At 59.6% G+C, this 21,526-nt stretch carries 28 protein-coding genes, 1 tRNA gene and 2 pseudogenes; 12 read left to right on the plus strand and 19 right to left on the minus strand.

Translation table 11 applies throughout. The features are described from left to right. Nucleotides 1–17 precede the first annotated feature (17 nt). The 3 genes from HB778_RS12570 to HB778_RS12580 form a co-directional block, all read right to left on the minus strand. Complete coding sequence (locus HB778_RS12570; protein ID WP_013892374.1) at nt 18–842, minus strand: carbohydrate ABC transporter permease; 825 nt, start codon at nt 840–842, stop codon at nt 18–20. After that, nucleotides 839–1,708: a carbohydrate ABC transporter permease gene (locus HB778_RS12575; protein WP_183464189.1), complete on the minus strand. Its 870-nt coding sequence runs from the start codon at nt 1,706–1,708 to the stop codon at nt 839–841. Before HB778_RS12575 ends, HB778_RS12570 begins: the two co-directional genes overlap by 4 nt. Before the next feature lie 483 nt (nt 1,709–2,191). Beyond that, nucleotides 2,192–3,424: an ABC transporter substrate-binding protein gene (locus HB778_RS12580; RefSeq protein ID WP_183464190.1), complete on the minus strand. Its 1,233-nt coding sequence runs from the start codon at nt 3,422–3,424 to the stop codon at nt 2,192–2,194. A 183-nt stretch (nt 3,425–3,607) separates the two neighbouring features. Between HB778_RS12580 and HB778_RS12585 the strand changes: the two are divergent. From HB778_RS12585 to HB778_RS12595, 3 genes and pseudogenes are all read left to right on the plus strand, one after another. Continuing rightward, nucleotides 3,608–4,377 (plus strand): annotated as a pseudogene (locus HB778_RS12585) (SDR family NAD(P)-dependent oxidoreductase). 2 nt (nt 4,378–4,379) lie between these two features. Continuing rightward, nucleotides 4,380–5,447 carry an ABC transporter ATP-binding protein gene (locus HB778_RS12590; protein ID WP_183464191.1) on the plus strand — a complete coding sequence of 356 codons (1,068 nt, stop codon included), beginning with the start codon at nt 4,380–4,382 and terminating at the stop codon, nt 5,445–5,447. Nucleotides 5,448–5,497: 50 nt separating this feature from the next. Continuing rightward, nucleotides 5,498–6,379, plus strand: a complete 882-nt coding sequence (locus HB778_RS12595; protein WP_183464192.1) for a MurR/RpiR family transcriptional regulator — start codon at nt 5,498–5,500, stop codon at nt 6,377–6,379. Nucleotides 6,380–6,382: 3 nt separating this feature from the next. On the opposite strand, the gene HB778_RS12600 is transcribed toward HB778_RS12595, so the two are convergent. Together HB778_RS12600 and HB778_RS12605 are read right to left on the minus strand one after the other, a co-directional pair. Further along, nucleotides 6,383–6,718, minus strand: a complete 336-nt coding sequence (locus HB778_RS12600; protein ID WP_183464193.1) for a DUF167 family protein — start codon at nt 6,716–6,718, stop codon at nt 6,383–6,385. Next, complete coding sequence (locus HB778_RS12605) at nt 6,715–7,017, minus strand: YggT family protein (protein WP_096458128.1); 303 nt, start codon at nt 7,015–7,017, stop codon at nt 6,715–6,717. Before HB778_RS12605 ends, HB778_RS12600 begins: the two co-directional genes overlap by 4 nt. Nucleotides 7,018–7,180: 163 nt before the next feature. Here HB778_RS12605 and HB778_RS12610 point away from each other — a divergent pair. Further along, nucleotides 7,181–7,256 (plus strand) — tRNA-Ala (locus HB778_RS12610). Between the two features lie 397 nt (nt 7,257–7,653). Here the strand turns inward: HB778_RS12610 and HB778_RS12615 are convergent. Further along, the gene (locus HB778_RS12615; protein WP_183464194.1) at nt 7,654–7,848 is read right to left on the minus strand and encodes a DUF2188 domain-containing protein; all 195 of its coding nucleotides are present in this window, start codon (nt 7,846–7,848) and stop codon (nt 7,654–7,656) included. A gap of 296 nt (nt 7,849–8,144) precedes the next feature. Here HB778_RS12615 and HB778_RS12620 point away from each other — a divergent pair, with 296 nt between their 5' ends. Then, entirely contained in the window at nt 8,145–8,798 is a 654-nt protein-coding gene (locus HB778_RS12620) for a glutathione S-transferase family protein (protein WP_183464195.1), read from the plus strand. 417 nt (nt 8,799–9,215) lie between these two features. Here the strand turns inward: HB778_RS12620 and HB778_RS12625 are convergent, their stop codons facing one another. Next, nucleotides 9,216–9,542, minus strand: coding sequence for a GYD domain-containing protein (locus tag HB778_RS12625; protein ID WP_183464196.1), 327 nt, complete (start codon nt 9,540–9,542; stop codon nt 9,216–9,218). A gap of 476 nt (nt 9,543–10,018) precedes the next feature. Here HB778_RS12625 and HB778_RS12630 point away from each other — a divergent pair, with 476 nt between their 5' ends. Continuing rightward, the gene (locus HB778_RS12630; protein WP_348524712.1) at nt 10,019–10,252 is read left to right on the plus strand and encodes a hypothetical protein; all 234 of its coding nucleotides are present in this window, start codon (nt 10,019–10,021) and stop codon (nt 10,250–10,252) included. Nucleotides 10,253–11,392: 1,140 nt separating this feature from the next. Beyond that, on the plus strand, nt 11,393–11,674 hold the full coding sequence (locus HB778_RS12635; RefSeq protein WP_183464197.1) for a hypothetical protein: 282 nt from the start codon (nt 11,393–11,395) through the stop codon (nt 11,672–11,674). 103 nt (nt 11,675–11,777) lie between these two features. On the opposite strand, the gene HB778_RS43065 is transcribed toward HB778_RS12635, so the two are convergent. From HB778_RS43065 to HB778_RS12650, 4 genes and pseudogenes are all read right to left on the minus strand, one after another. Beyond that, nucleotides 11,778–11,978, minus strand: coding sequence for a hypothetical protein (locus HB778_RS43065; RefSeq protein WP_348524743.1), 201 nt, complete (start codon nt 11,976–11,978; stop codon nt 11,778–11,780). Between the two features lie 25 nt (nt 11,979–12,003). Continuing rightward, nucleotides 12,004–12,448: pseudogene (locus tag HB778_RS12640) on the minus strand (MucR family transcriptional regulator); the annotation flags it as partial. Nucleotides 12,449–12,746: 298 nt separating this feature from the next. Beyond that, nucleotides 12,747–13,109 (minus strand): hypothetical protein, encoded by a 363-nt coding sequence (locus HB778_RS12645; RefSeq protein WP_183464198.1) that lies wholly within the window; start codon nt 13,107–13,109, stop codon nt 12,747–12,749. 120 nt (nt 13,110–13,229) lie between these two features. After that, nucleotides 13,230–13,436 (minus strand): DUF2188 domain-containing protein, encoded by a 207-nt coding sequence (locus HB778_RS12650; RefSeq protein ID WP_183464199.1) that lies wholly within the window; start codon nt 13,434–13,436, stop codon nt 13,230–13,232. Nucleotides 13,437–13,722: 286 nt separating this feature from the next. Here HB778_RS12650 and HB778_RS12655 point away from each other — a divergent pair, with 286 nt between their 5' ends. Further along, entirely contained in the window at nt 13,723–13,908 is a 186-nt protein-coding gene (locus tag HB778_RS12655) for a hypothetical protein (RefSeq protein ID WP_183464200.1), read from the plus strand. Nucleotides 13,909–14,007: 99 nt separating this feature from the next. Here HB778_RS12655 and HB778_RS12660 read toward each other — a convergent pair whose 3' ends face one another. The 3 genes from HB778_RS12660 to HB778_RS12670 all read right to left on the minus strand — a co-directional run bounded on the left by HB778_RS12660 (nt 14,008) and on the right by HB778_RS12670 (nt 15,467). Continuing rightward, the gene (locus HB778_RS12660; protein ID WP_183464201.1) at nt 14,008–14,373 is read right to left on the minus strand and encodes a hypothetical protein; all 366 of its coding nucleotides are present in this window, start codon (nt 14,371–14,373) and stop codon (nt 14,008–14,010) included. 114 nt (nt 14,374–14,487) lie between these two features. Then, the gene (locus tag HB778_RS12665; protein WP_183464202.1) at nt 14,488–14,703 is read right to left on the minus strand and encodes a hypothetical protein; all 216 of its coding nucleotides are present in this window, start codon (nt 14,701–14,703) and stop codon (nt 14,488–14,490) included. After that, complete coding sequence (locus tag HB778_RS12670) at nt 14,700–15,467, minus strand: hypothetical protein (protein WP_183464203.1); 768 nt, start codon at nt 15,465–15,467, stop codon at nt 14,700–14,702. The genes HB778_RS12665 and HB778_RS12670 overlap by 4 nt, the downstream gene beginning before the upstream one ends. A gap of 410 nt (nt 15,468–15,877) precedes the next feature. Between HB778_RS12670 and HB778_RS12675 the strand changes: the two genes are divergently transcribed. Continuing rightward, on the plus strand, nt 15,878–16,117 hold the full coding sequence (locus HB778_RS12675; protein ID WP_183464204.1) for a helix-turn-helix domain-containing protein: 240 nt from the start codon (nt 15,878–15,880) through the stop codon (nt 16,115–16,117). A gap of 344 nt (nt 16,118–16,461) precedes the next feature. Here the strand turns inward: HB778_RS12675 and HB778_RS12680 are convergent, their stop codons facing one another. Beyond that, a complete protein-coding gene (locus HB778_RS12680; protein ID WP_244661897.1) occupies nt 16,462–16,794 on the minus strand; it encodes a hypothetical protein in 333 nt (110 codons plus the stop codon). A gap of 235 nt (nt 16,795–17,029) precedes the next feature. On the opposite strand from HB778_RS12680, the gene HB778_RS12685 reads away from it, so the two are divergent. Beyond that, nucleotides 17,030–17,884, plus strand: coding sequence for a DUF6551 family protein (locus HB778_RS12685; RefSeq protein WP_183464205.1), 855 nt, complete (start codon nt 17,030–17,032; stop codon nt 17,882–17,884). 859 nt (nt 17,885–18,743) lie between these two features. Beyond that, on the plus strand, nt 18,744–18,911 hold the full coding sequence (locus HB778_RS12690) for a hypothetical protein (RefSeq protein WP_183464206.1): 168 nt from the start codon (nt 18,744–18,746) through the stop codon (nt 18,909–18,911). Between the two features lie 726 nt (nt 18,912–19,637). Here HB778_RS12690 and HB778_RS12695 read toward each other — a convergent pair. Genes HB778_RS12695 through HB778_RS12705 form a run of 3 tightly spaced genes read right to left on the minus strand, consistent with a single transcriptional unit; the run spans nt 19,638 to nt 20,560 of the window. Further along, on the minus strand, nt 19,638–19,844 hold the full coding sequence (locus HB778_RS12695; protein WP_183464207.1) for a DUF768 domain-containing protein: 207 nt from the start codon (nt 19,842–19,844) through the stop codon (nt 19,638–19,640). A gap of 12 nt (nt 19,845–19,856) precedes the next feature. Beyond that, nucleotides 19,857–20,078, minus strand: coding sequence for a DUF768 domain-containing protein (locus tag HB778_RS12700; protein ID WP_183464208.1), 222 nt, complete (start codon nt 20,076–20,078; stop codon nt 19,857–19,859). 5 nt (nt 20,079–20,083) lie between these two features. After that, entirely contained in the window at nt 20,084–20,560 is a 477-nt protein-coding gene (locus HB778_RS12705; protein ID WP_183464209.1) for a DUF982 domain-containing protein, read from the minus strand. A 345-nt stretch (nt 20,561–20,905) separates the two neighbouring features. Between HB778_RS12705 and HB778_RS12710 the strand changes: the two genes are divergently transcribed. After that, complete coding sequence (locus HB778_RS12710; RefSeq protein ID WP_183464210.1) at nt 20,906–21,229, plus strand: hypothetical protein; 324 nt, start codon at nt 20,906–20,908, stop codon at nt 21,227–21,229. Between the two features lie 33 nt (nt 21,230–21,262). On the opposite strand, the gene HB778_RS12715 is transcribed toward HB778_RS12710, so the two are convergent. Continuing rightward, nucleotides 21,263–21,526: a PilZ domain-containing protein gene (locus HB778_RS12715; protein ID WP_183464211.1), complete on the minus strand. Its 264-nt coding sequence runs from the start codon at nt 21,524–21,526 to the stop codon at nt 21,263–21,265.

Below are 21,526 nucleotides of genomic sequence, written 5' to 3' on the forward strand. Positions count from 1 at the left end.
TCCGTGGAATGCAAAGTCTATTTGACGGCCCCGAGCGCCAGGCCCCGGACGAGGTAGCGCTGCAGCCAGATGAACAGGATCGCCACCGGCAGCGTCGCCAGCAGCGTCGCCGCCATGACGTGATGCCATTCGATCGTGTAGCGGCCGGCGACGAGAGAAAAGACCTGGATCGGCAGCGTGTAGCTCTCCTGGCTGCGCAGCATGGTGAGCGCCACGACGAACTCGTTCCAGGCGTTGATGAAGGTGAAGATCGCGGTCACCGCGATTGCCGGCAGGCAGAGCGGCAGGAACACTTTGCGCAGGGTCAGCCAGCGACCGGCGCCTTCCATCCAGGCGGCTTCCTCGAGATCGCGTGGAATGGTGTCGAAATAGCTCTGCAGCATCCACACGGTGAAGGCGACGTTGAAGGCCATATAGATGAAACCGAGCGCCGTCGTCGATTCGACCAGCCCCCAGGCCGCCATCAGCCGGAACAGGCCGAGCACCAGCACGATCGGCGAGATCATCTGCGAGATCAGCAGGAACTGCCGGAAAGCTCCATAGCCGGCAAAGCGAAAGCGCGACATGGCGTAGGCGGCGGGAACGGAGATGAGGATCGCGCCGACCGTGGCGATGACCGAGACATAGAGCGAATTGGCCAGCGCCTGGCCAAAACCGGTCGCCACCCACATATCGGAGAAGTTGGACCAGCGGAACTCGCTCGGCCACCATGTCGGCGACAGAACCTCCTGCCGTGGCTTGACCGCGGTCAGGAACATCACCGCGAAGGGAAAGATCGTCACCACGATCAGCGGCGCCAGAAGCAGCCAGGCGATGACGGTGCGTTTTAGTTTGCTCGTCATGCGCGTTGCTCCCGCATAGCCAACCGCACATAGATCATGGTGAAAACCAGCAATATGGCGAACATCACCAAGGACACCGCCGAGGCCTCGCCCAGTTTGCCGATGCGGAAAGCGAGCTTGTAGAGGTGGGTGACCAGGATGTCGGTCGAGTTGGCTGGCCCGCCCTGCGTCATCACCCAGATGATCGGGAAGGAATTGAAGACGTAGATGGTGTTGAGCACGATGGCGATGTTGATGAACGGCTTTAAGAGCGGAAAGGTGATCTCGCGGAACTGCTGCAGCGGCGTCGCGCCCTCGAGCGCGGCCGCCTCATAGAGATCATCCGGGATCGACGACAGGCCGCCGAGGAAGATCGTCGTCGTGAACGGCACCGTCACCAATATGCCGATCAGCACCTGCATCGGGAACGCCGTCTCGGCGCTGGCCAGCCATTGGATGTTGTGGTCGATCAGGCCAAGCCCGAGCAGCGCCGAATTCAGCATGCCGCTTTCGCCGCTGAGCGCCCAGCGCCAGACCACCGCTGTCATGGTCAGCGACACCGCCCAGGGCAGCATGATGATGACGCGGGCAAGACCACGGCCGTAGAAATCGGTGTTGAGGATCATCGCCACCGGCACCGACAGAAGCAGCGCGCCGCCGACCACCAGCACGGTCCACAAGCCGGTGCGCCAGAGTGCGGCAATGAAATCGGGATCGGCGGCGAGTGCCGCGAAATTGGTGAGCCCGCTGAACTCGCGCAACTGGCCGAAACGGTTGACGTCATGCGTCGAGATCTGGATCAGGTCCCAGACCGGCCAGAAGATGACCACCGCCGCCAGGAACAGGCTGGGCAAGGTCAGGAGATAGGGCAAGAAACGATTTTGCATCGGCTGGTTTGTACCGCGTTGCGAGGCATCCGTAGCGCGCTGGCTTGCCAGCTAGGCTAACTGACTTGGTCTTCTTAGGCTCTCGGCTTCAAACTCTTTCCCGGCGTTTGCGCCGCCCCTCACCTGCCTGCCCGTCCTCCGCAGCAGTTGCGGAAGGGAGCCCTTCCTCTCCCCCGTCGATCGGGGGAGAGGTGTCGAGCGAAGCTCGACGGAGTGGAGGTCGACCCTTGGGCGTAAGGCGAGGCGATGCTTGTGCCTAGTACCTTTCCTATGTCCGTTCGCGGCATTTGCCAGGTGGTTCCCCCACTCCGTCTCGGCTTCGCCGAGCCACCTCTCCCCTCCGGAGGGAGAGGAAAGGAGCCTGGCTGAGGCGGCGCTGACATCGCCGATCTATCTTTCTGCTCAAGTCTGCAAGGGAGTGGCGCGCCCCGCCTGAGTCTGGGGCGCGCCACGGGCGCAGGGAGATACGCCCTATTTGTTGAGCTACTTCTTCAACACGGCGTTGGCCTTGGCCGCCGCGTCCTTCAGACCTGCCTCAGGGTCGCCGCCGAGATAGATCTTCTGCATGGCGTCCGAGGTGATCTGGGCGACTTCTTCCCAGCCCGGAATGACCGGCGCGAAGCGGGCGTCGGGCAACAGTGCGGTGAAGGCGGCGAGATCGGCATTGTTGACGTAATAATCCATCTTGGCCTCTTCCTTGTTCACCGGCAGGAAGCCTTCGCCTTGCGTGAACTTGGCGCGCTGCTCCGTGGTGAACAGGAAGTCCATCAGCTTCCAGGCCTCATCCTTGTTCTTGGAGTTCTTGAACATGATCATGGAATCGGTGACGCCATAGGTGCCGCGCGCGCCGGTCGGGCCGGCCGGAATGGCTGCCACACCGTATTTCAGCTTCGGTGCCTCATCCTTGATCTGGTTGGACAGGAAGGGCGCGGTGATCATCATGCCGACCTTGCCCTGCTTGAACAGGTTCTGCACGTCCTCGCGGTTGTTGGAGGTGACGCCCGGCTCGGTCAGCCCCTCGTCGATCATCGACTTGTAGAGCTTGGCGGCCTCGAGCGCGCCCGGCGTGCCGAGGCCCGAAGAGCCGTCCTTGTTGAGGATCTCGGTGCCCTGCGACCACATGGCGTAGTAGTAATAGACGTCGGTCTCGATCTCCTTGCCCTGCAGGCCGAAGCCGAAGGCGCCGGTTCCCAGCGCCTTGATCTTGCGCGCATCGTCCTGCAGCTCGGTCCAGGTTGCCGGCGGCTTGGCGATGCCGGCCTTCTCGAAGAGCTCCTTGTTGTAATACATGGCGCGCGCCGAGGCGGCGATCGGCAGGCCGTAGGTCTTGCCGTTCATGATCGAGGGCGACAGGAAAGTGTCGATGAAGCGGCCCTTGAAGTCAGGCGTGATGTAGCCGTCGAGCGGCTCGGCGACGTCCTGCTGGACGAAGTCGATCAGCCAGCGCGTGCCGATGATCGAGAGATCCGCGTTGGTGCCGGCGGTGATGTCGGTGGTCAGCTTCTGCAAGAGCACGTCCCACGGCACGATTTCGAACTTGACGGTGATGCCGGGGTTCTTGGCTTCGAATTCCTTCTTGACCTCTTCGAAATAGGGGCCGGTCTTGGCGCTGTATTCGGCGACGGTGACGCGCACTTCACCCGCATTCGCCTGCGCCGCGAAGGCCAGCATGCTCATTCCGGCCATAAGGCCGACAGTCCATTTGGCAAGGCTCATCTGATCTCTCCCATTTTGTTCCGCGCATTTGCGCTCCTTGTGCCGATGGCGGACACAAGATTTATGTGACTTTCCTACATTATCGAGGAATTCCCGGCATGCAAGCAGATTATCATGTTGCTTAATTACATTCTTTTCAGTAGCCTGTCGGCATCTGCCTGACCTGTGGGAGGAGCAAGCGCCGTGGTTTCGAAAGCCGAATTCGAAGGCCGCACTGTCGTCATCACCGGTGCCGGCGGCGGCCTTGGCTCGGCGATCGTAGCGCTGCTGGCCGGAAGGGGCGCCCGGGTGGTCGGCTGCGACCAGTCCGAGGAGGCGCTGGCCAGCCCGCACCTTGCCTCGCGCCATGTCTTCAACCTTCTCGACCGGTCTTCGATCGAGGCGGGAATAGCCGCTGTGCTGGACAAGGACGGCGTGCCCGACATCCTGATCAACAATGCCGGCTGGACACGCGCCGAGACGATTTCCGCGCTCAACGCCGACAGGATCGAGCACGAGCTCGACCTCAATCTGACCGGGGTGATGACTTTCGCCGACCCTATTGCGAAGGCGATGGCCGCGCGCGGTTCGGGCAGCGTCGTCTTCATCTCCTCCGTCAACGCCATCGCGCATTTCGGCAACCCCGCCTATGCCGCGCCAAGGCTGGCATCAACGCCTATGCCAAATCGATCGCCGTCGAGCTCGGCCGCAGCGGCGTGCGCGCCAATGTCGTCTGCCCCGGATCGATCCGCACCGCTGCCTGGGACCATCGCCTGGCCAAGGATCCGGAGATCCTCGGCAAGCTCAAGCGGCTCTATCCGCTCGGCCGCATCGTCAATGCCTCGGAAGTGGCCGAAGCCGTGGCTTTCCTTGCCTCGGACCGCGCATCAGGCGTAACAGGCGTGGTGATGCCCGTGGATGCGGGGCTGACCGCTGGCTGCCTGCCGTTCATCGACGACATATTGGGAGCGTGACCATGACCGACGTCCTGTTTCGCAACCTGTCGAAATCCTTCGGCCAACACAGGATTCTCGAGAACATCGATCTCGATATCAAGACAGGCGAGTTCGTGGTGCTGGTCGGCCCGTCCGGCTGCGGCAAATCCACCTTGTTGCGTATGCTGGCCGGCCTGGAGACGATCAGCTCAGGCGATCTTCTCATCGGCGGCACGCGTGCCAACGATTTGCCGCCGCAGCAGCGCAACATCGCCATGGTGTTCCAGTCCTATGCGCTGTTCCCGCATCTGAAGGCCTCGGACAATATCGGCTTCGGCCCGAAGATCCGTGGCGAGAACCGCGCCGCGATCGATGACAAGGTCAAGAAGGCGTCCGGGGTGCTCAACCTCTTCTCCTATCTCGACCGCTACCCGCGCCAGCTCTCGGGCGGCCAGCGTCAGCGTGTCGCCATGGGCCGCGCCATCGTGCGCGAGCCCTCGGTGTTCCTGTTCGACGAGCCGCTCAGCAATCTCGACGCGCAATTGCGCGTGCAGATGCGCACCGAGATCAAGGCGCTGCACCAGCGGCTGAAATCCACCATCGTCTACGTCACCCACGACCAGATCGAAGCCATGACCATGGCCGACCGTATCGTCGTGATGGACCGTGGCCGGATCCAGCAGGTCGGGGCGCCGCTGGAGCTCTATGACCGGCCGGCCAACAAGTTCGTCGCCGGCTTCCTCGGCTCGCCGTCGATGAGCTTTGTCTCCGGAGCCCTCAAGGCAACGTCTGAAAAAACCTGGTTCGAATCGGCCGGCGGCGGGCGGCTTGCGCTTGCCGGCAAGGCCGTGCCGGCGGACAGCGCCGTGGAAGCTGGCATCCGGCCCGAGCACTTCATCATCGGCGAGGCCGCCGACGCCATGGCGCTCAAGGTGGATGTCGTCGAGCCGACCGGCTCCGAAACCCATGTCTATGGCGCCATCGGCACGGATACGGTACGCGCCGTGTTCCGCGACCGGGTGCCGGTCAGGCCAGGCGACCTGCTGCCCGTCTCGGTCGATCCCGCCAACATCCATCTGTTCGACAAGGCGACGGGCCTGCCGCTGTGAAACGACAGAGATGAAGACGAAAGCGCAAGCATGAGGACGAAGACACAGGCATGAAGACGCCGGCCGACATCATCACGCGGCTGCAGCTGATGTCGCAGGATGGCACCAAGTCGGACCGCCGGCTGGCCAGCCTTGTGCTCTCCGATCTCGATTTCGCCTCCAAGGCTGCCATCTCGGAGATTGCCGCGCGCGTCGGCGTCAGCGAACCGACGGTGACCCGCTTCTGCCGCAATCTCGGCTGCGAGGGCCTGCGTGATTTCAAATTCTACCTGGCGCAGGCCATCGCCATTGGCGGCCAGTATCTGTCGCCCGAGCCGCTGAGCCGCGATGCCCGCGAGCAGCGCATCGCCTCGGCCATCACCGAAGCGGCGATCTCGGCCATCCAGCGCGCCAGCGAGAACCTCGACATGACGACGCTGGTCGCCGTCGCCGAGCGGCTTGCGACATCGGGCAATGTGCTGTGCATCGGCTCCGGCGGCATCTCCTCGATGATGGCGACCGAGATGCAGAACCGGCTGTTCCGGCTCGGCCTGCCGGTGCTGGCGCAGATCGACGGCCAGTTGCAGCGCATGTACGCCGCCGTCGCCACTCCGGACACAACCGTGGTCGCTTTTTCGGTGTCCGGCTATGCCCGCTCGGTCATCGAGGCGGTGCAGGTTGCCCAGCAATATGGCGCCACCACGGTCGCCATCACCGCGCCCGATTCGGCGCTGGCCAAGGCCGCCGACACGGTCATCCATTTGCAGCCGCTCGAGGACGGCAACATCTACAAGCCGACATCGTCGCGCTACGCGCTGCTGGCGATCGTCGACATGATCGTGACATCGGTTGCCGAGACGCGCGGCCCGAAGGTTCTGGAGAATTTGCGCCGCATCAAGCAGAGCGTGAACACGCTGAAGGTCGACGATCCAAAGCTGCCGTTGGGCGATTGAACGTCAGCCGGAGGATTGGCCGCTGAGCGCTTCGATGCTCCGTGCCAGCGCCTTCGGATCGCCCGCTATGCGCAAAGTCTTGAGCCGGGCCGTACCGCCGGCGATAACCGAAACAGCCGATGCCGGCACGCCCAGCGTCTTGGCGACCAGCTTCTGCAGCGCTTGATTGGCGGCGCCGTTTTCCGGCACGGCGCGGACCCGCGCCTTCAAATGGCTTCGCCCGTCCGCCGATGTTTCGACACCTTCCAACCTGTCCACTGAGGATTTTGGTGTCAGCCGGACAAACAGCTCAATCCCGTTCTCGCGGGTACGAAAGCATGAACTGGCGGCGGAGCTCACATCGGGCCGATGCCAAACAGCGGCTGGACGGTGTAATTCAAGAACACGCTGATGAATGTCAGCGCCAGCAGCAGGACGATCGGCGAGATATCGACGCCGCCGAGATCGGGCAGGAACCGGCGGATCGGCCGTAACGCCGGCTCGGTCAGCCGATATAGCATGGTACCGATCGAATTGACGGCCTGGTTGCGCGAATTGACAACGTTGAAAGCGTAGAGCCAGGAGAAGATGGCCGCGCCGATTATGATCCACCAATAGATGTTGATTGCGGTATGCAGCGTGTAAAAAACTGCGATCATCTCTTGCTCCTTGCGAATGCGCGACATGTAGCCACTGCCGGCCCGACCGGCAAGGGCCGGCCATGTTCCGCACGGCAGGCGGCGATTGGTGAGGGGGAAATTTCGGCAAAACGCCGCCTTGACAGAAATCTGTCGCGCCCGATAAATGCGCCATCCGTTGGACGGGGCTGTAGCTCAGCTGGGAGAGCGCGTCGTTCGCAATGACGAGGTCAGGAGTTCGATCCTCCTCAGCTCCACCATCGGAACATCCCAAGATGCTGAATCTAAAGAATGATTTCTAAAGGAGTCATTCTATCCCCACTTTTATCCCCACTTTAGATGATCGCGGCTGACGATCCAGCGTCGAGGCCGCCCGGAGTTTCAGCGCTGATCTCGGCCACGCGCGCCAAGGGCTTTCGCTCGATCCCAAGAAGGATCCGGCGGGCAGAGGGTGGTCGTCGCCCGGACTTAAGCGAAAGCGCCGAAGCGCGTAATCGCGCAATTTTTTGATAGCACAGCAACATTGTCAAATTTCCTCGCATCCCATTGACGGACGGTTCTACCTCGGCGAGTACCGGCCTCCTGGCGCCGGCGGCCATGTCGATTTGAGCAATTTTGTAAAAGCTCAGCAATTTTCGGAATACTCTGTGCGAGGATTCAGCGCTGATCCCCGTCAGACCATTCTGTGCGCCATTTGCCGTCGATGCCCTGCACCAGGACCTCGGCAGCATACCCATGGGAGACGGCGCCTTTCGCAGCCTTGATAGCGGCGATCAACGCTGCCGTGTGCGTGTCATAAGGATATTCTTTGTCCTCGTACCGGATCTTCCACCGGTCCGCGTCTTTCGACACGTAGTATCTAATGTTTGCCAATAGTGCCCACCCACGCCCCGGCTCAGCAAACCACGGTAGCGAACCCGCTGCAATGCCTGCCCAGATCTTCGCTACCACTCAGACCGGGCAGACCACCATGCCCGCTGCCGAAAGGTGACCAGAGCTTCTCCTTCATCTGTTCGGCCGATGCGTTACCTCGTCTAGTGGTAGGAATCTAACATTTGGTGCCCGGCTCCGCTCGACAAGACGCCCGAAAATACCCGCGTTATGATGGTCTCGACCGTTTGATCATGTCATGAGCGCAGGAGGAGGCGATGAGCGGCAGGTTCACGCTACATGGTAGCCCGCATTCCCTACCGACCTACCGGATCGCGCTGATGCTGCGCCTGTGCCGCACCGGCTTCACGTTTCGATACATCAGCTTCCAGCGCGGCATGCACCGGACTCCCGAATTCCGTGCTCTATCCCGCTGGGGTCAGGTGCCGGTGATCGAGCATGACGGCCGGGTCTTCGTACAGTCGGCGGCAATCCTGGAATACTTGGCGGACACGCTCGGCTGCTTTGGCGCGGCCAATGTCGAAGCGGGCCAACACGTCCGGGAGTGGCTGTTTTGGGACGCCGACCGGCTGATGCCGCCGCTCTATGCTTGGTATAGCATCGAACTGGGCCGTCGCAACTTGTTGCCGCTCTCGTTCGATCCGGTGCTCGTGGCAGAGTTTGACCGCAAGGGTAGGGCTGCTCTGGACATCCTCGACGCCCATCTCTCGGGCCATCGCTTCCTCGTCGGCGACACGGCGACGATTGCCGATATCTGCTGCTACGGCGAGGTCGCTTTCGCGCGCCTGAGCAACAGGGATCTCGCGGCGTGGCCGAGCATCGTTGCCTGGGCCGGTCGCATTGAGGCATTGCCCGGCTTCGCCAAGCCATTCGACCTTCTGGCGATGCAGGATGCCGAGATCGCATCCTAGTGAATGGAGCCTAACACTTGGTGCCCACAGCGATTCCCGACCGAACTCTATTGCCTTTCGCGCCAGAGCCCTATCGCCAGTCCTGCAGTGACAAAGAAGCCTGCCGCACTCGCCCACATGGGGATGGTGATGCCACTTACAGTGACCTCCCAGCCTAACCAGAGTCGTAGCGCATGCATTAGGGCCATCAAAATCAGGAGGACAACGGTAACGGTTGTGAAGGGCCTCATGTCCAGCCTCCCTTTTGAGATCGAGCGAGAAATGCGTCACTCGCGCAACGATCTTTATGCAACTAGTGTCCGATTATTATACGCCCCGCACGCGCGGGACGCTTCGGCGGTGTAGAGGTGGCCAGCGAACGCGCGCCGGCGCACGTTCACTCGCTGCACGCGCGCTGGCGGGGCTCTGGGCCGCCATCTACGATGCCGGCGGGCGATACCGGATTGATTTCGCCTTCCCAAGGGCTTCCATCGTCTCTTCGACGCTTAGGAGGACGGTGGTCTCGCATGCGCTGAGCGCTCCGCCCGCACCGATGGCAAGCACGACAGATGCCATCGAAACGTTATCTGGCGCCTCCCACAGATTCCAGCCATCGTGCTCTCCGAAGGCGTACCAGAACCCGTGAAGCTTTCCACCCGCCGACTCGATGTACGAACGAGCCGCCTCGCGTCGATCCTCGGGGTTTTTGATCAAGCGCGCCCAGGTCTCGGGCGTGTAGCTGAATCGCGTGAGATACATGGCCATGGTTCGCCTCCGGGCGGGGGGTCGCCTGACCGGCTTACGGCGCAGGTTCACCGGGTGACGAAATATGCGCTCAAGCTAATGGAAGCGCAAGGCAACCGCGCGCAAGCTTCGCCCCTCACGGGTGGGCTTGAGGAATCTTCTTACGAATCCGTAAGTCGCGCACCTGCGGTCGGTCTCATAGGCTGATCAAGAGCAACGACTTCTCTTAGCCCTTCGCTGCTCATTGGGTATGAACACCCAACAGCCCGATGCCCCCCGCAGCGGGCTGGCCTGGCGACAGCATTTTTACTCGGCAGAGCCATTGTCGATGAAAGTGGGCGGAACCGAAACAGGGGTTCGCGCCTTGTGGTTTCAACGAAGAATCCATAAGGCGCGCCTAATGTTCAGTGACAAAGAGACTCGATTTCTGGAGGTAGGACTGTTCGTCGCAGTGCCACTCTCAATCCTGTTTGCGGTGTTGATGGTCAGCGTAACGTTTGGCTGGTTTGGATGAGCACGCGCGGCACAGACTTTTTGTACAATGGGCTGTGGCCAACGTCCCCGACACGGTCGGCGCCGACGTTATCTCGGTTGCCGAGTTGACGCAAAAGCTATTCGCCGACGCCAAAGCGTTAGGAATCGGGAGCGTTGAAATCGAGGAAGACATTGGCAGCGCCTATGAAGCGTTCCTGGACGCGATCGTTCATCGTGAGGCCGGCGTGGCGGAATGACCGGAGTGGCCCGGGTGCCGCACAGCTATGGGTGACACAGGGGGAACGTCAACCGGGCCTTCCGGGAATGGAGATACCCGGCCCTTCAAAATATGCACGCAAGCTAATGGAAGCGCAATCGGGGGAAGCGGGTCGGGCTGATCTATTCGCCGACGCTTAGCCCGAACGCCTACGGGCACGGCAAAGGACGGGCGTTAGATAGCCGAAGACGCGCTAGTCTAGAAGGCCCATTTTCATAAGCCGGTGGAACATTAGTCATCTCTAATAGTTCTTTTCACCGGCAGGGGTCCACCAACGCCCTCGCAAGTCCCGTTAATCCCTAGGGACGGCCCGCCGTTGCCGTGAATGGGACGGCGGGTTTTTCGTTTGGGGTCCGGAACCTCGACGCTCAGGGCAGGTTGAGCCACGGTGGCAGGGCTCTTCAGCGGTCCTGTCGCCGGCCAAGGTCCCTCCTTTGGTCGACCCGCGTCCTGCAACAGGGGCGCGGGGGCCCCAGGTAAAGTTCCGGAACTATTTCAGCGCAAGCTAATTGAATAGCCGGCGGGAGGTTCTGACCGGTTCCGGCCGCTGACCAAAAATTCGGCATGATCTTTGGTCGGCCCGCGTCCGCTGCAAATGGGCGCGGGCCATTTCGGTTGGTCGATGGCGGCGCTACCTGGCCATCAAATGACCGACGCGGACTCCGGTGACGACAGTGCCCGCGTCGGTCACTGCGGCATCGTCAACAGGGGGTTGTCCTGTCAATAGGGGTACCGCCGCGTGTCCATTTTAGCACCGCTGAACCGCCCGGCAAGCGATGCTTGGCTGACTGACGAGCGCGGTGGATATGCGCTGCCGCAGCTTGACGGAACATTAGTCATCTCTAATTGTGCATTGGCGGTAAGGTGGTGCCCTCCATCGCCTGCCGAAGATCGGGCCTCCGATCGGCCCGCGTTCTCCGCCAGAGGCGCGGGCTTTTCGCTATTCTGGGAAAATAGTCAACGCCAGTTGGGAACTAGGTGGCTTTTGGGGCGCCACCGCGAACCTACCATTCGCCTTCGTCAAGACCTTGCAAAATAAGCCTTGCTGGCGCTGGAACTGGGGTCGGGGAGGGACGTTGCTCTTGCGGTCACGTTTGTGTGGACCAAGGGAGATATTCAAATGAACATCAAGATGCTCACGATGGGCGCGATTGCGCTTGCAATGATGACTGGCTCAGCGCTCGCCGCTGGCAATACATCCGCGCTTGACGATCCGGCAAAGATGTCGCCATTTTTCACCGATGCCGGCATGAAAACGTTGAGGTCGGAAAAGGATTTCAAGACTGCATGGACGGCCATGAAACCCGACGAGCAGAAAGCGGTGCTGAAAGACTGCGGCGATACCACGATTAACAAGTCGCACGCGGATTTCTGCGCGATGGCGAAGAAGATGGGCGGCTGAGAATAACGTGATGTGGCGCCCGGTAGCTCTCACGCCCTTTACCGGGTCCCGTAGTGATAGGCTCGTACTTTTAGGTACGGGCCTTTTTTTGCACTCTCACTGCCTACTCTGCTGACCCGTTGTCGGTGAACGGTGAGGCGCTGGGTATGCATTGCAGCGACCAGCCTGTCGGGGTCGGCTGTTTCTGATGTTCGGTTATGGCGGCGGTGCACTGTTCGCGCTTATCGAACGTGCTCGGCAGCACCAAGTGGGAGCGGAAGGCGCAGCGCCGGGCCAGACGGTATAGGTCCGCCGCGCCTTTCAGACATATCTGAGTCTTTCCGCGACGTCGACTTGGCCTTCCGCTTGGCAGGTGCTTTAAGGGGAGCAGCCTTGCGGCCCAAACCGCTAGCCTTTGCAAGCGCGGAGCGTGCCGCCGGCGTAATTTGGCGCCACCATCGGATAGTCGCGCGGCAGGCTCCATTTAGATCGATATTCGTCTGGCGTGATGCCGAAATCGACCCGTAGGTGGCGCTTCAGGGATTTGAATTTTTTGCCGTCTTCGAGGCAGATGATGAAATCGGGGAACACAGATTTCTTGGGGTTTACCGCAGGGGTGGGCGCTTCGACTGCAGGCGCGATCGGTCCGCCAAGTCCGGACAGCGACAAGTGAACGGATGCAATTAGGTCCGGCAGGCCAGTAGCCGGCACGGGGTTCTTGCTTACGTAGGCGGAGACAATATCTGCGGTTAGCTCGATGAGTTCCGCTGCTCTGTTGTCAGTGTCGTCGGTCACAGGCTGATTGGTCCCTTGTTCGCCGGACAGCTACTACTTGAGGGACCTCATCGGTGCAACGTACTTCACGACTGTCGATAGCGGCGAAGGGGTCGCGCTCAGATGTTACTTCGCCGCCTCTCTTTGACCCGCTTCCGTTAGAACGAGAAACTCCACGCTTTCGGCGTACTTAGGGTGAGGAGTGGTCTTCAGAAAGCCACGCGCTTGCAGGCGTTCTGTTGTATCGTGACCGCAGTTTTTTATCTTACTACAAAGGACCGGAACATTCGGTCCAAAGGCATTTAACTGCCGAAGTGCCTCACGCTCGCGTTTGTTCACCGGCAAGCGTTGGTATCTCGGCCTTCCAGCGTGCTTCAGCCTCTGCAACCAAGCGCGTGAAGTCGTCGTCATTCATCCTGCGGGGATCGTAGCCAGTTTTCTTGTAGTAATCGCTGACTGCGTTGTCATGGGGCGGTTGCGCCGTAGCGCGCCCACGAGAAGAATCGAACATATGGTCTAGCCGCTCATCTACGCTTGGCGAAGCCGCAGATTGGGCGCTGCCTTGCGGAACAAGCCTAACAATGGTGCCATTGATTATGACTTCAGCGACAAAGCCCGCCTTGGCAGCACCCTTGCATATAGCTGTGATCTGACGGGCAGATATGGCGAGAGATCTGGTCATAGCTTCGGTTCTCTAAGCAATGCCGGCTGCGAGGGTTTTTGCTGAGGTTCAGCCGCAGCCGACGCGCCGATTTGAGCATTTTTGAAAAGCTCAGCAATTTTCAGCGCTGAAAACCCGGGGTCAACCGGCGGGCCATTCAGTGCGCCATTTGCCGTCGACACCTTGGACTAGGACCTCCGCCGCATGCCCTTTTGACGCTGCACCGTTTGCGGCTTCGACAGCGGCCGACAACGCGGATTCGCGCGAGTTATAGGCATAATCTTTGTCTTCATAGCGAACCTTCCAGCGGTCCGCCTCTTTCGAAACGTAGTACTTCGCGTTCGCCATTGGTTCGCTCCGCGATCAAACGATTTTTCTTGGTCGTCCCCGTAGCCGCCCCGCCCCCCACGGCGGGATGGGTTCGTATTAGACCTTGCTTATGCAGAAAACCATGGCGGTGGCATCTCTTCAAGCCTGCATGCGCTCAGACCGCAAAGGTGCCCCAAAAACGCCACCCGTTTCATGAAATTTCGGAAATCATGTCGGGATCTGATGAGGAAACGAAAGCCAGCCGAGGAGTATCGCGCGGCAGCCGGAACGCTTGTATTCTTCGTTGCAAGCATGGAGCGCAGCCGTGGCCTATACAGTCATCTGGTATGGAAGACAGGGCATCGTCGACAAGTTGACCTTCGACGCCGAGAAGACCGCCAAGGACTACGCAATCTCGATGTTTCCGACGCGAAAGGGCGACGAGGGGATCGTCTCGGTTGAAGTTCGCAAGGACAACGGCACTGTCGTCTTTAGCCACGCGGAGAATTAGGGATTCCCAAGGGCCATTTGATCGGCGCCCGCGAGGGGGGATGACCGATCATTGCCTTTGCGCTCAACAAGGGAAGCTGGGCTATCCGAACTGCCAGCCCTACCGTGCGCGAGTGAACCAACGATCCCGGCTACGCACATGTGCGTCACTGAGGGAGAGACCAAACAGTAAACCTATCGCAGCCCCGAGAATAAAGGCTGTTGAGACCGTACCGGGATTTTCTTGGACCGCCCCGGAAACCGACTGAGCCCCGGTCCGAAGCGCCTGAGCTGTACGGCCGGCCCGATCGGCAGCGCTGTCATACCAGCCTGTGGCTTCCTCGACGACCTCTTCTGCGCGCTCGGCCAGCGTTCGATTGATCTTGTTGATCTCGCGCTTCAGCTGCGCAACCTGCTTCTCCAAGGCTTCCTGAGCTTCGCGCTGCGTCGGTCTCGGTGCGGCGGCTTCTTTCTGTTCGTCGGCCATGTCTCAACCTCCTTATTTCGGTGCTTAACGGTTAGCCGCTGCGTAAGGTTCCTATTCAGCGAAACAGCCCGCCACCGTGAGGCAGCGGGCTTCAAGTGTCCGAAGGGCTGTTGATCAGGCGGCGGCTCGGCGCTCGCTCATCACCTTGTGGTGGCAGGCCGAAGCGGTGGCGGTCAATTGCTCAGCCAGATCGCGGGCAATCCACAATAGCCGCTGGATGTTAGCGTCCGTATCGCTCTCGACCACGACATCAAAAATGACGCTCATGAGCGTCGACAGATTGAGGATGTCGCCTTCGAGGTCGTTGAGGTTGTCGGAAGGGCCGGTCATGCTGCACCGCTTTCCGAGCCCTTTACCGCGCCTTCCAAGGCCTCCACCGGAAGGAATGACCAGAGCAGCGCGTCGATATCTTCGGATTGAAGGTCGCCATATCGGCCGGTGCAGAATTCCAGCAAGAATTCTGCCTTGATCCGATGTTCTTCCATGCTGGTGCACCGGTAGGCGCAGACGGCGTTGATCGAGCTGCGCTCGGCGTCGGAAGCCGCGTCGCGCTCTTCAAGAGCCTGCTCAAGGCCGACAGCGGTGCGCCTTGCGCGCTCTTCCTTGATGAGGCGCTTCAATGCCCGCAGATCGAACTGCTCAGCCTTTCGGAGCGCTGCGGTTGATTGTTTTGCAAGATCGGGGGCAACCTTGTGCAGCGCGGTCAGCTTGTGCGTCTGTTCGGCGTAGCGGCGCTTGATGTCGGCGCGCAGATCATCTTCCACGCGCTCCAGTTCGGAATATCGGAGGCTGTGCGATTGCCCGCCCCCGATCGACAGCGGAACATAAAGCTCGGCTGTCTTCGGCAGGTATTCCTCTTCCAAGGGGGTGGCGCGCTCGATCGCCTCTTCGAAGCGGGCGTAAGCGGCATGCTTGGCATCAATCAGCGCCAGCAACTTGGTTGACACTGGAGATGCCTCGGCGGGCACAGCCTTGGCAGGCGTCGAAAGAACGGTGATCGCAGAGACGATCCCCGCGCTGGTGACGGCAAGGGCGGTGCGGCGGTTGAGGGTGGGCATGCCTTCGGCGGCAGCCCGAACAGAGGTGTTCGGCATTGTAAGCTCCTAGCTGCTGTTCTGCGGTTAGCTCGCTTACCCGGCGAGCGCGGTAAGCTCCGTTTCGAGCCGGCGACGGACTGGCTCGATGTTGACATTGAACGACTTGAATTTGAGGGCGTCGATTTCGGCCCGGATCGCGTCAGCACGGCGCTCCGAGGCGGTTACGCCAGACTAGGCTTCTGCCCAGGCCGCCTTTAGGCCAGCGGCGAGCAGGAAGGCATAGGACCAGTCCCGGCCTCTGTAAGATTTAGCGTAGCGATGGGCTGCCTTCATGATTTCGGATCGGCTGAACATCGGAGGGTGCCTTTTGTGCAACTCTTAACGTTAATGGCAACGCTAATCGTTACGCTGCCTATGCATGTCAAACGAAATTCGTTATGGTTGCACAAATTCATTAGGAGCATTTGATGACCCCCGAACAATGTCGCGCGGCTCGCGGTCTGGCGAATATCTCTCAGGACGAACTGGCCCAGGCTGCAAATGTCGGGTTGTCCACTGTGAGGAATTTTGAAGCGGGGCGCTCCACGCCGGTGGCGAATAACCTTGCGGCTATGGTCAAGGCGCTTGAAGCGGTTGGCGTAGTACTAATTCCGGAGAATGGCGGCGGAGCCGGTGTCAGGCTGGCTAAGCCAGGAATTTTGAAATGACTAAGAGGCAGCGCGGTTGCGGAAGTACGCGGCAATTAGCGACCACTAATGGCCCAACGACAACGCGGGTCCGGGTAGTATACAATTCAGTCAGCCCACCCGAATTAGGGAGTAAGGCTTATGAGGATTATTGAACGGGCCGCTTCCGAGCGAAAGCCGATGACGGGACTGCGCATACCGTTATCGAGCGCCTTACGATTGTAGAATTGCGGCCGGTAAGCGGGCCGCCTCAATCGGCAAAGGGGTCGAAAAAGTACAGCACGTTGCAAGGCTTTGACATCGTACAGATCGACGATAGTACGTTCAAGATCGTTCGAACCGGTCAGATAATTCGTCGAATATAATTATTTCTTGCAGCGTGGCATTTTTTTCATTGCAGCATTCGCTTCCGCCTCGCTTTTGTATGTGGTCTTCGCCAGGTCGATCACAAGGGTCCCGTCTGGCTTCTTCGTGACAACCTCACACTGCTTCGAGACAGCGTCTTTCGCCACCCACCACTGTTCGGTGGCCCCAAAAGCCGACATAGTAAACTGACTGATAAGCGCCGTAGCGATTGCGATTTTGCGTATCATTTCGTTTGCTCCCTTGTTCAACACAGAACGTACGGTTTCATCCTCTGTTCCGTTGATGAAGGTCCTGATTGTCCATCTCCTCGCGAAGCGGCTGATATCGGCCAAGGTGAGTTTTTACCCGCTTGGAAGGCTCACGAAACTGAGCCGGAAAAGACCATGCTGGCAATGGCCTTCAACCATTCCTTCACCAAATTTTCGGCCATCCGTGGGTTGTTAGCAAGGATTCTGTGGGGTCGACTTTGGTAAAGTGGCGATTGGTCCGCCTGCCTGCGAACCCTTTCTTACCCGCTCGTGAGTGTGCGGTCCTGCCCAGGAAGGGCGTTCGCAGAAGGCAGTTCCCATGGAAAAGTTGAAGCCGATACTCGCTATCAAGATCACAGACCTTTCGCCGAATTTACCGCAGACTGGCGAGCCGATTTGCGAGCGCGTAGACCCGACAACGCTCTACGTAGATCACAGCTACCAGCGCCAAGTGAGCGAGCGCGGACGTAAGCAAATCCGCAAGATCGTCGAGCAGTTCTGTTGGACGAAATTCAAGCCTCCGGTATGCGCCTACGCTCTCGACGAAAACGGTGCGACAGTTTTGAAAGTCCTCGATGGCCAGCACACCGCCATTGCAGCGGCGAGCAATCCGCATGTTGGCATGATACCGGTGATGATTGTCGATGCACCTGACAACCAGGCGCAGGCGGCCGCGTTCGTTGGCCAGAATACCCAGCGGGTCGGAATTACCCCGCTTCAGCTTCATCAGGCAGCAGTCGTATCTGGTGACGAGGATGCCATGACGGTTGAATTGGTGTGCGCCAGAGCCGGCATAAAGGTTATCACTACGCCGCCGGCCGCCTCGAAATATCGCGCTCGTGAAACAATCGCCATTGCAACAATCAGCGGCCTCGTTAACCGCCAAACGGCAGTGGGTGCGCGCCGGATATTGGAGGTTCTAGCGAACGCGGATTTTGCGCCAATCACCAGCCCCCAGATCAGAGCTGCTGAGTTGCTAATGACCCACAAAGAATTCAACCAGCGGTTCGATCCTGAGGAGCTTACCAAGACCATGGCAAACCTCTATCTTACCGCCGAAGAGGACGCCAAGGTTTACGCGCACGCGCACAAGCTGCCGTTCTTCAAAGCGCTTGCCATTGTATGGTTTCGGAGCACAAAAAAGCGGCGCACACCAATCCGTTTGGTCGCTTAGCATTTGAAGCTGCGTCGTCCGGGGACCGGGCGGCGCCCTTCACTTCAAATTCGGGACGGGGAAGTGCGGAACACGCCCACGATGTAGGTTAGTGACGGGCCTGTCGGTCATCCGCTGGCCTTTGCCCTTGGTTCCTTCATTCGCATGCTTCTTATATATTAGCATTGGCACATATATTTGCCAGCCGGCGCCCGCCCCTCGAAGCCTCGCCGGTTAGGTCCGGTGCGCTACTGCCCCGACAAGTGCGCGCCGGGCCGCTGCAATCGCCTTCCTGTTGCCTTCATCACAATGAACGGCGACATGCGTGAGCATCCGTGGGACACCTTCTCGTATGGAAAGAGCAGTAGGCCTTTACCGATGCCCGGGGAATCCACCGTTTGCCTGCATCGTGGAGCGGGCCAAAGCCAGTTACATCGCCCAGGACGCATACCGAGCCGGAGGCCACAAGCCCGACTTCGACGCGTTGCCGTGGGAAGCTGAGTACAGAGCTTCAAAACAAAAGCCCTAAGACGGCAAGCTCGCCGGACGAAGACCCCAACAACCTCAAGCCCGGCGAGCCTACAACCTGATCAGTGTACGCGATCAGGACCGGGATCAACCGGCACACTGTCCGACGCAAGAGCAATGCCAGAACGCCCGTCCCAAAATGGGACGATACCGGGGGAAAACGCCAGCGCGGGGTTATGTTGCAGACCTGCTAATATTACGGTCGCGCTGGTCGGCTCGCCGCGGATGAGTCGGCCAGGCCCGGCGGCCAGTCAATACAACACCCCAACGACGACTGCCGGGCCGCTTCGTTATTTGTGGTCGACGAAATATCGCCTTTGCGCTAAATTGGTCGCAACCAGGGGTGGGGTTCATGACCAAAAAGCAGCCGAAGCGCGAAGTCGTCGAGGTTCATGAGGATGCGGTTTTTGCCGTGGAAAACGGCATCACTCGTGAACAACTGCGCGATCTGATCAGGGTACTTGGCAATGATCGCGAGACATTAGTCGAAGCGGTGCTGGCGCTGCGAAACGTGCGGTAGGGGCCGTCTGGCCCTACCGCCTGAAATCACCGCGTGACGCTCGCCGTCCTCTGTCCAAGGAATTTAGAAAGTCGGCCAGGTCGATAGCCTGCAGAAGCGACATTCCTTCTAGCGCCAGCGCGCCGCGCTCATACGGAAGGCCCGTGAATACGTCGACGACAGCCCACGATCCGTCGTGTTCTTCTTTGATATCGTAGCGCCGCGTGGCCATCGGGCAAGGCTAGCACGCACGCGGTTAGGTTCCGATATGCTTTTGCGCAGGTCCCGTGAGGTTCCATCGAATGAACGGAGCATCCCTGCCGGTGACCACGACGATCGATTTCAACAGCGCTTCGTGGGCGGACTGAAGGGCACGGTAATGAGCGCTGCTTGGCGACAGCAGCGGTTGTACGATGCTTTTGTGTAGCGCCTCCGCAGCCACCAGGAAAGCGGTCAATCTCTTCTTGAGAGAGTTCCTTTGAAAGTTTCGTCCTAGCCATCGCGACACCTTTTGAGAGTCGCCCCACCCAAGGACAATATTCCTACTGCTGCACTGCCAGTCAATAAAAAAGCCCGCCGCCGAGGGTATGGCGTCGGGCTAAAGCGTAGGGACAGGGCCATGGAGATGGCCACATGGCGATGATGCGCTTGGGCCGTGAGCGAGACCTTAATTACACCCTGACAGTTTTATGGGGTGCGTCGAATCTGTGCATAAACCATCACATGTCGGAACGGACTGGGAACGAGTCAACCCGTTCGGCTGCCGTCGCGTCGATGTAACGCCTCGAAGATGACTTCGAAAACGCTCCAGACCTCTTCATTGATCTCGTCAGGCTTGATCCCTGCTTCCTGGGCGGCTTTCATCATTTGATCTGCCAAGTCGCTGGCGGCGATTGGGTCGCCTGTGCTGGCAATCGGCAAATGTTCCGCCACCCAATTGTTGAGGAAGTCCATCCCAACGGGCGCTCATTCGGGCAGTCCCGGGTCGTAGTGCACGATAGCATCGAGGATCGTGCGGTAGAGGCTGTCGACTTCCTCGTCTATCTCTATGCGCTTGATACCGATCGCTCCGGCGTCGGCCAACAGCTGGTTGGTAAGCTCGTCAACCGAGATGACATCTGCCTTCGTCGTCTCGGGGACGTTGTTGGCAAGCCATTTGTCGAGGAAGTCTACGCCGCGCGTGCTCATTTGGCCTAATGTTGCCCCTTCAATAGCCTGGCCTCGCGGAGCAAGGACGAACGGTCGGTGCCAACCACGTTGATGAGTTCTCTGGCCTGCGCCTCGGTAATTCCCGTCTCGCGCGCGAGGAACCGGACAAGAAAGGCCTCCTCTTCTTCCATCCTCGCCCGGTTCTTCCGCTTACCGTTTCCAGCTAAGTTTAGATTTGATGGAGTTCTACGCGTTGCCTGTGGCTTTGGTTCAGATTGCAAGACCACCATGCCGGCTTCTTGTACCGCAGCGAGAAAGGCCTGGCGGGCCATTTCGATCTCTTCTGAGGTATTGATCTGACCTGTACAGGCTTGCAGCGCAGCTCGGTAGAGCGACCCGTGCTCGGCGGGCCATCGCTCCATCATAAAAATCGCCGCCTCAGACACGCTGACGATTGTGCGATACGCGCCCGGCGTCGCCGCCTCAATGATCACGGGTTCCCCAAAGAACGGATCGCGCATGCCTTGGCCCTCGATGTCCAAGCGAACGAAGGAAACGACAACTCGTTCCATCCACGCCGCGCGTGCTCACGTTTCGTCCTCCTTCAGAACCGGGCACCCCGAGCCTGAGGGCAAAAGACTGCGAGAAGTTGTGGCCCAGTACGGTCCTGCCCTGATGCAACCGTAGGGCCGGAGTTTTCATAAAATTGCTGCGCTATCAAAATATTGCGCAAATGCGTGAAGCTCGGCGCTTTCGCTTAACCGGTGACGACCACCCTCTGCCCGCCGGATCCTTCTTGGGATCGAGCGAAAGCCTTTGGCGCGCGTAGCCGAGATCAGCGCTGAAACCCGAGGCGGAGTGTTCTAATGTTGCTGAGCTTTTACAAAATTGCTCAAATCGCGCTGGGCACCAAGGAAGTGATGATGGCATCCAACAGCACGATCGACGACCAATTGCAGGACACCAAGGTGGGGATTGCGATCCTGGTCACCTGTCTAATTCAAGAGATCAGCACAACCGATCCCGAATTCACGGACCGCGTTCTGGAACGCTTCCAGCGGGCCTATAGCGCGGTACAGGACGACGACACCAATACCTCGGACCGCCTCGACCTTCTCAACTGGGTCCGTGAATTGCTCACAGGTTCGAGTCAAACCAGCGGTCAAGGAAAGCCGTTCTTGGCGGACTAGCCCTTACCCTTGCGCCGGAGGTGCCAGCATCCTTCAATAAATCTGCACGCCAAGCCGTTCGTTCCTTCTCCACCGCACCACGGCACGATATTCGACACCATCTGCATGGACGTGCAGGACGAACCGCTCGGGAGCAACCACGCCCGGCTCCACTCGTAGCTCCGCACCATGGGCGTGCTGATTTCTGACGGAGCAAGCGATGTTCACATCTTCGGTGATGATGGCCCCATCTTTTAGAACAGCCGTCCGGAGATGCGAGCGTCGTTCAATTGGTGAATCATCCGGATTGCCGCTCAT

Source organism: Mesorhizobium huakuii (assembly GCF_014189455.1).
Lineage (GTDB): Bacteria > Pseudomonadota > Alphaproteobacteria > Rhizobiales > Rhizobiaceae > Mesorhizobium > Mesorhizobium huakuii_A.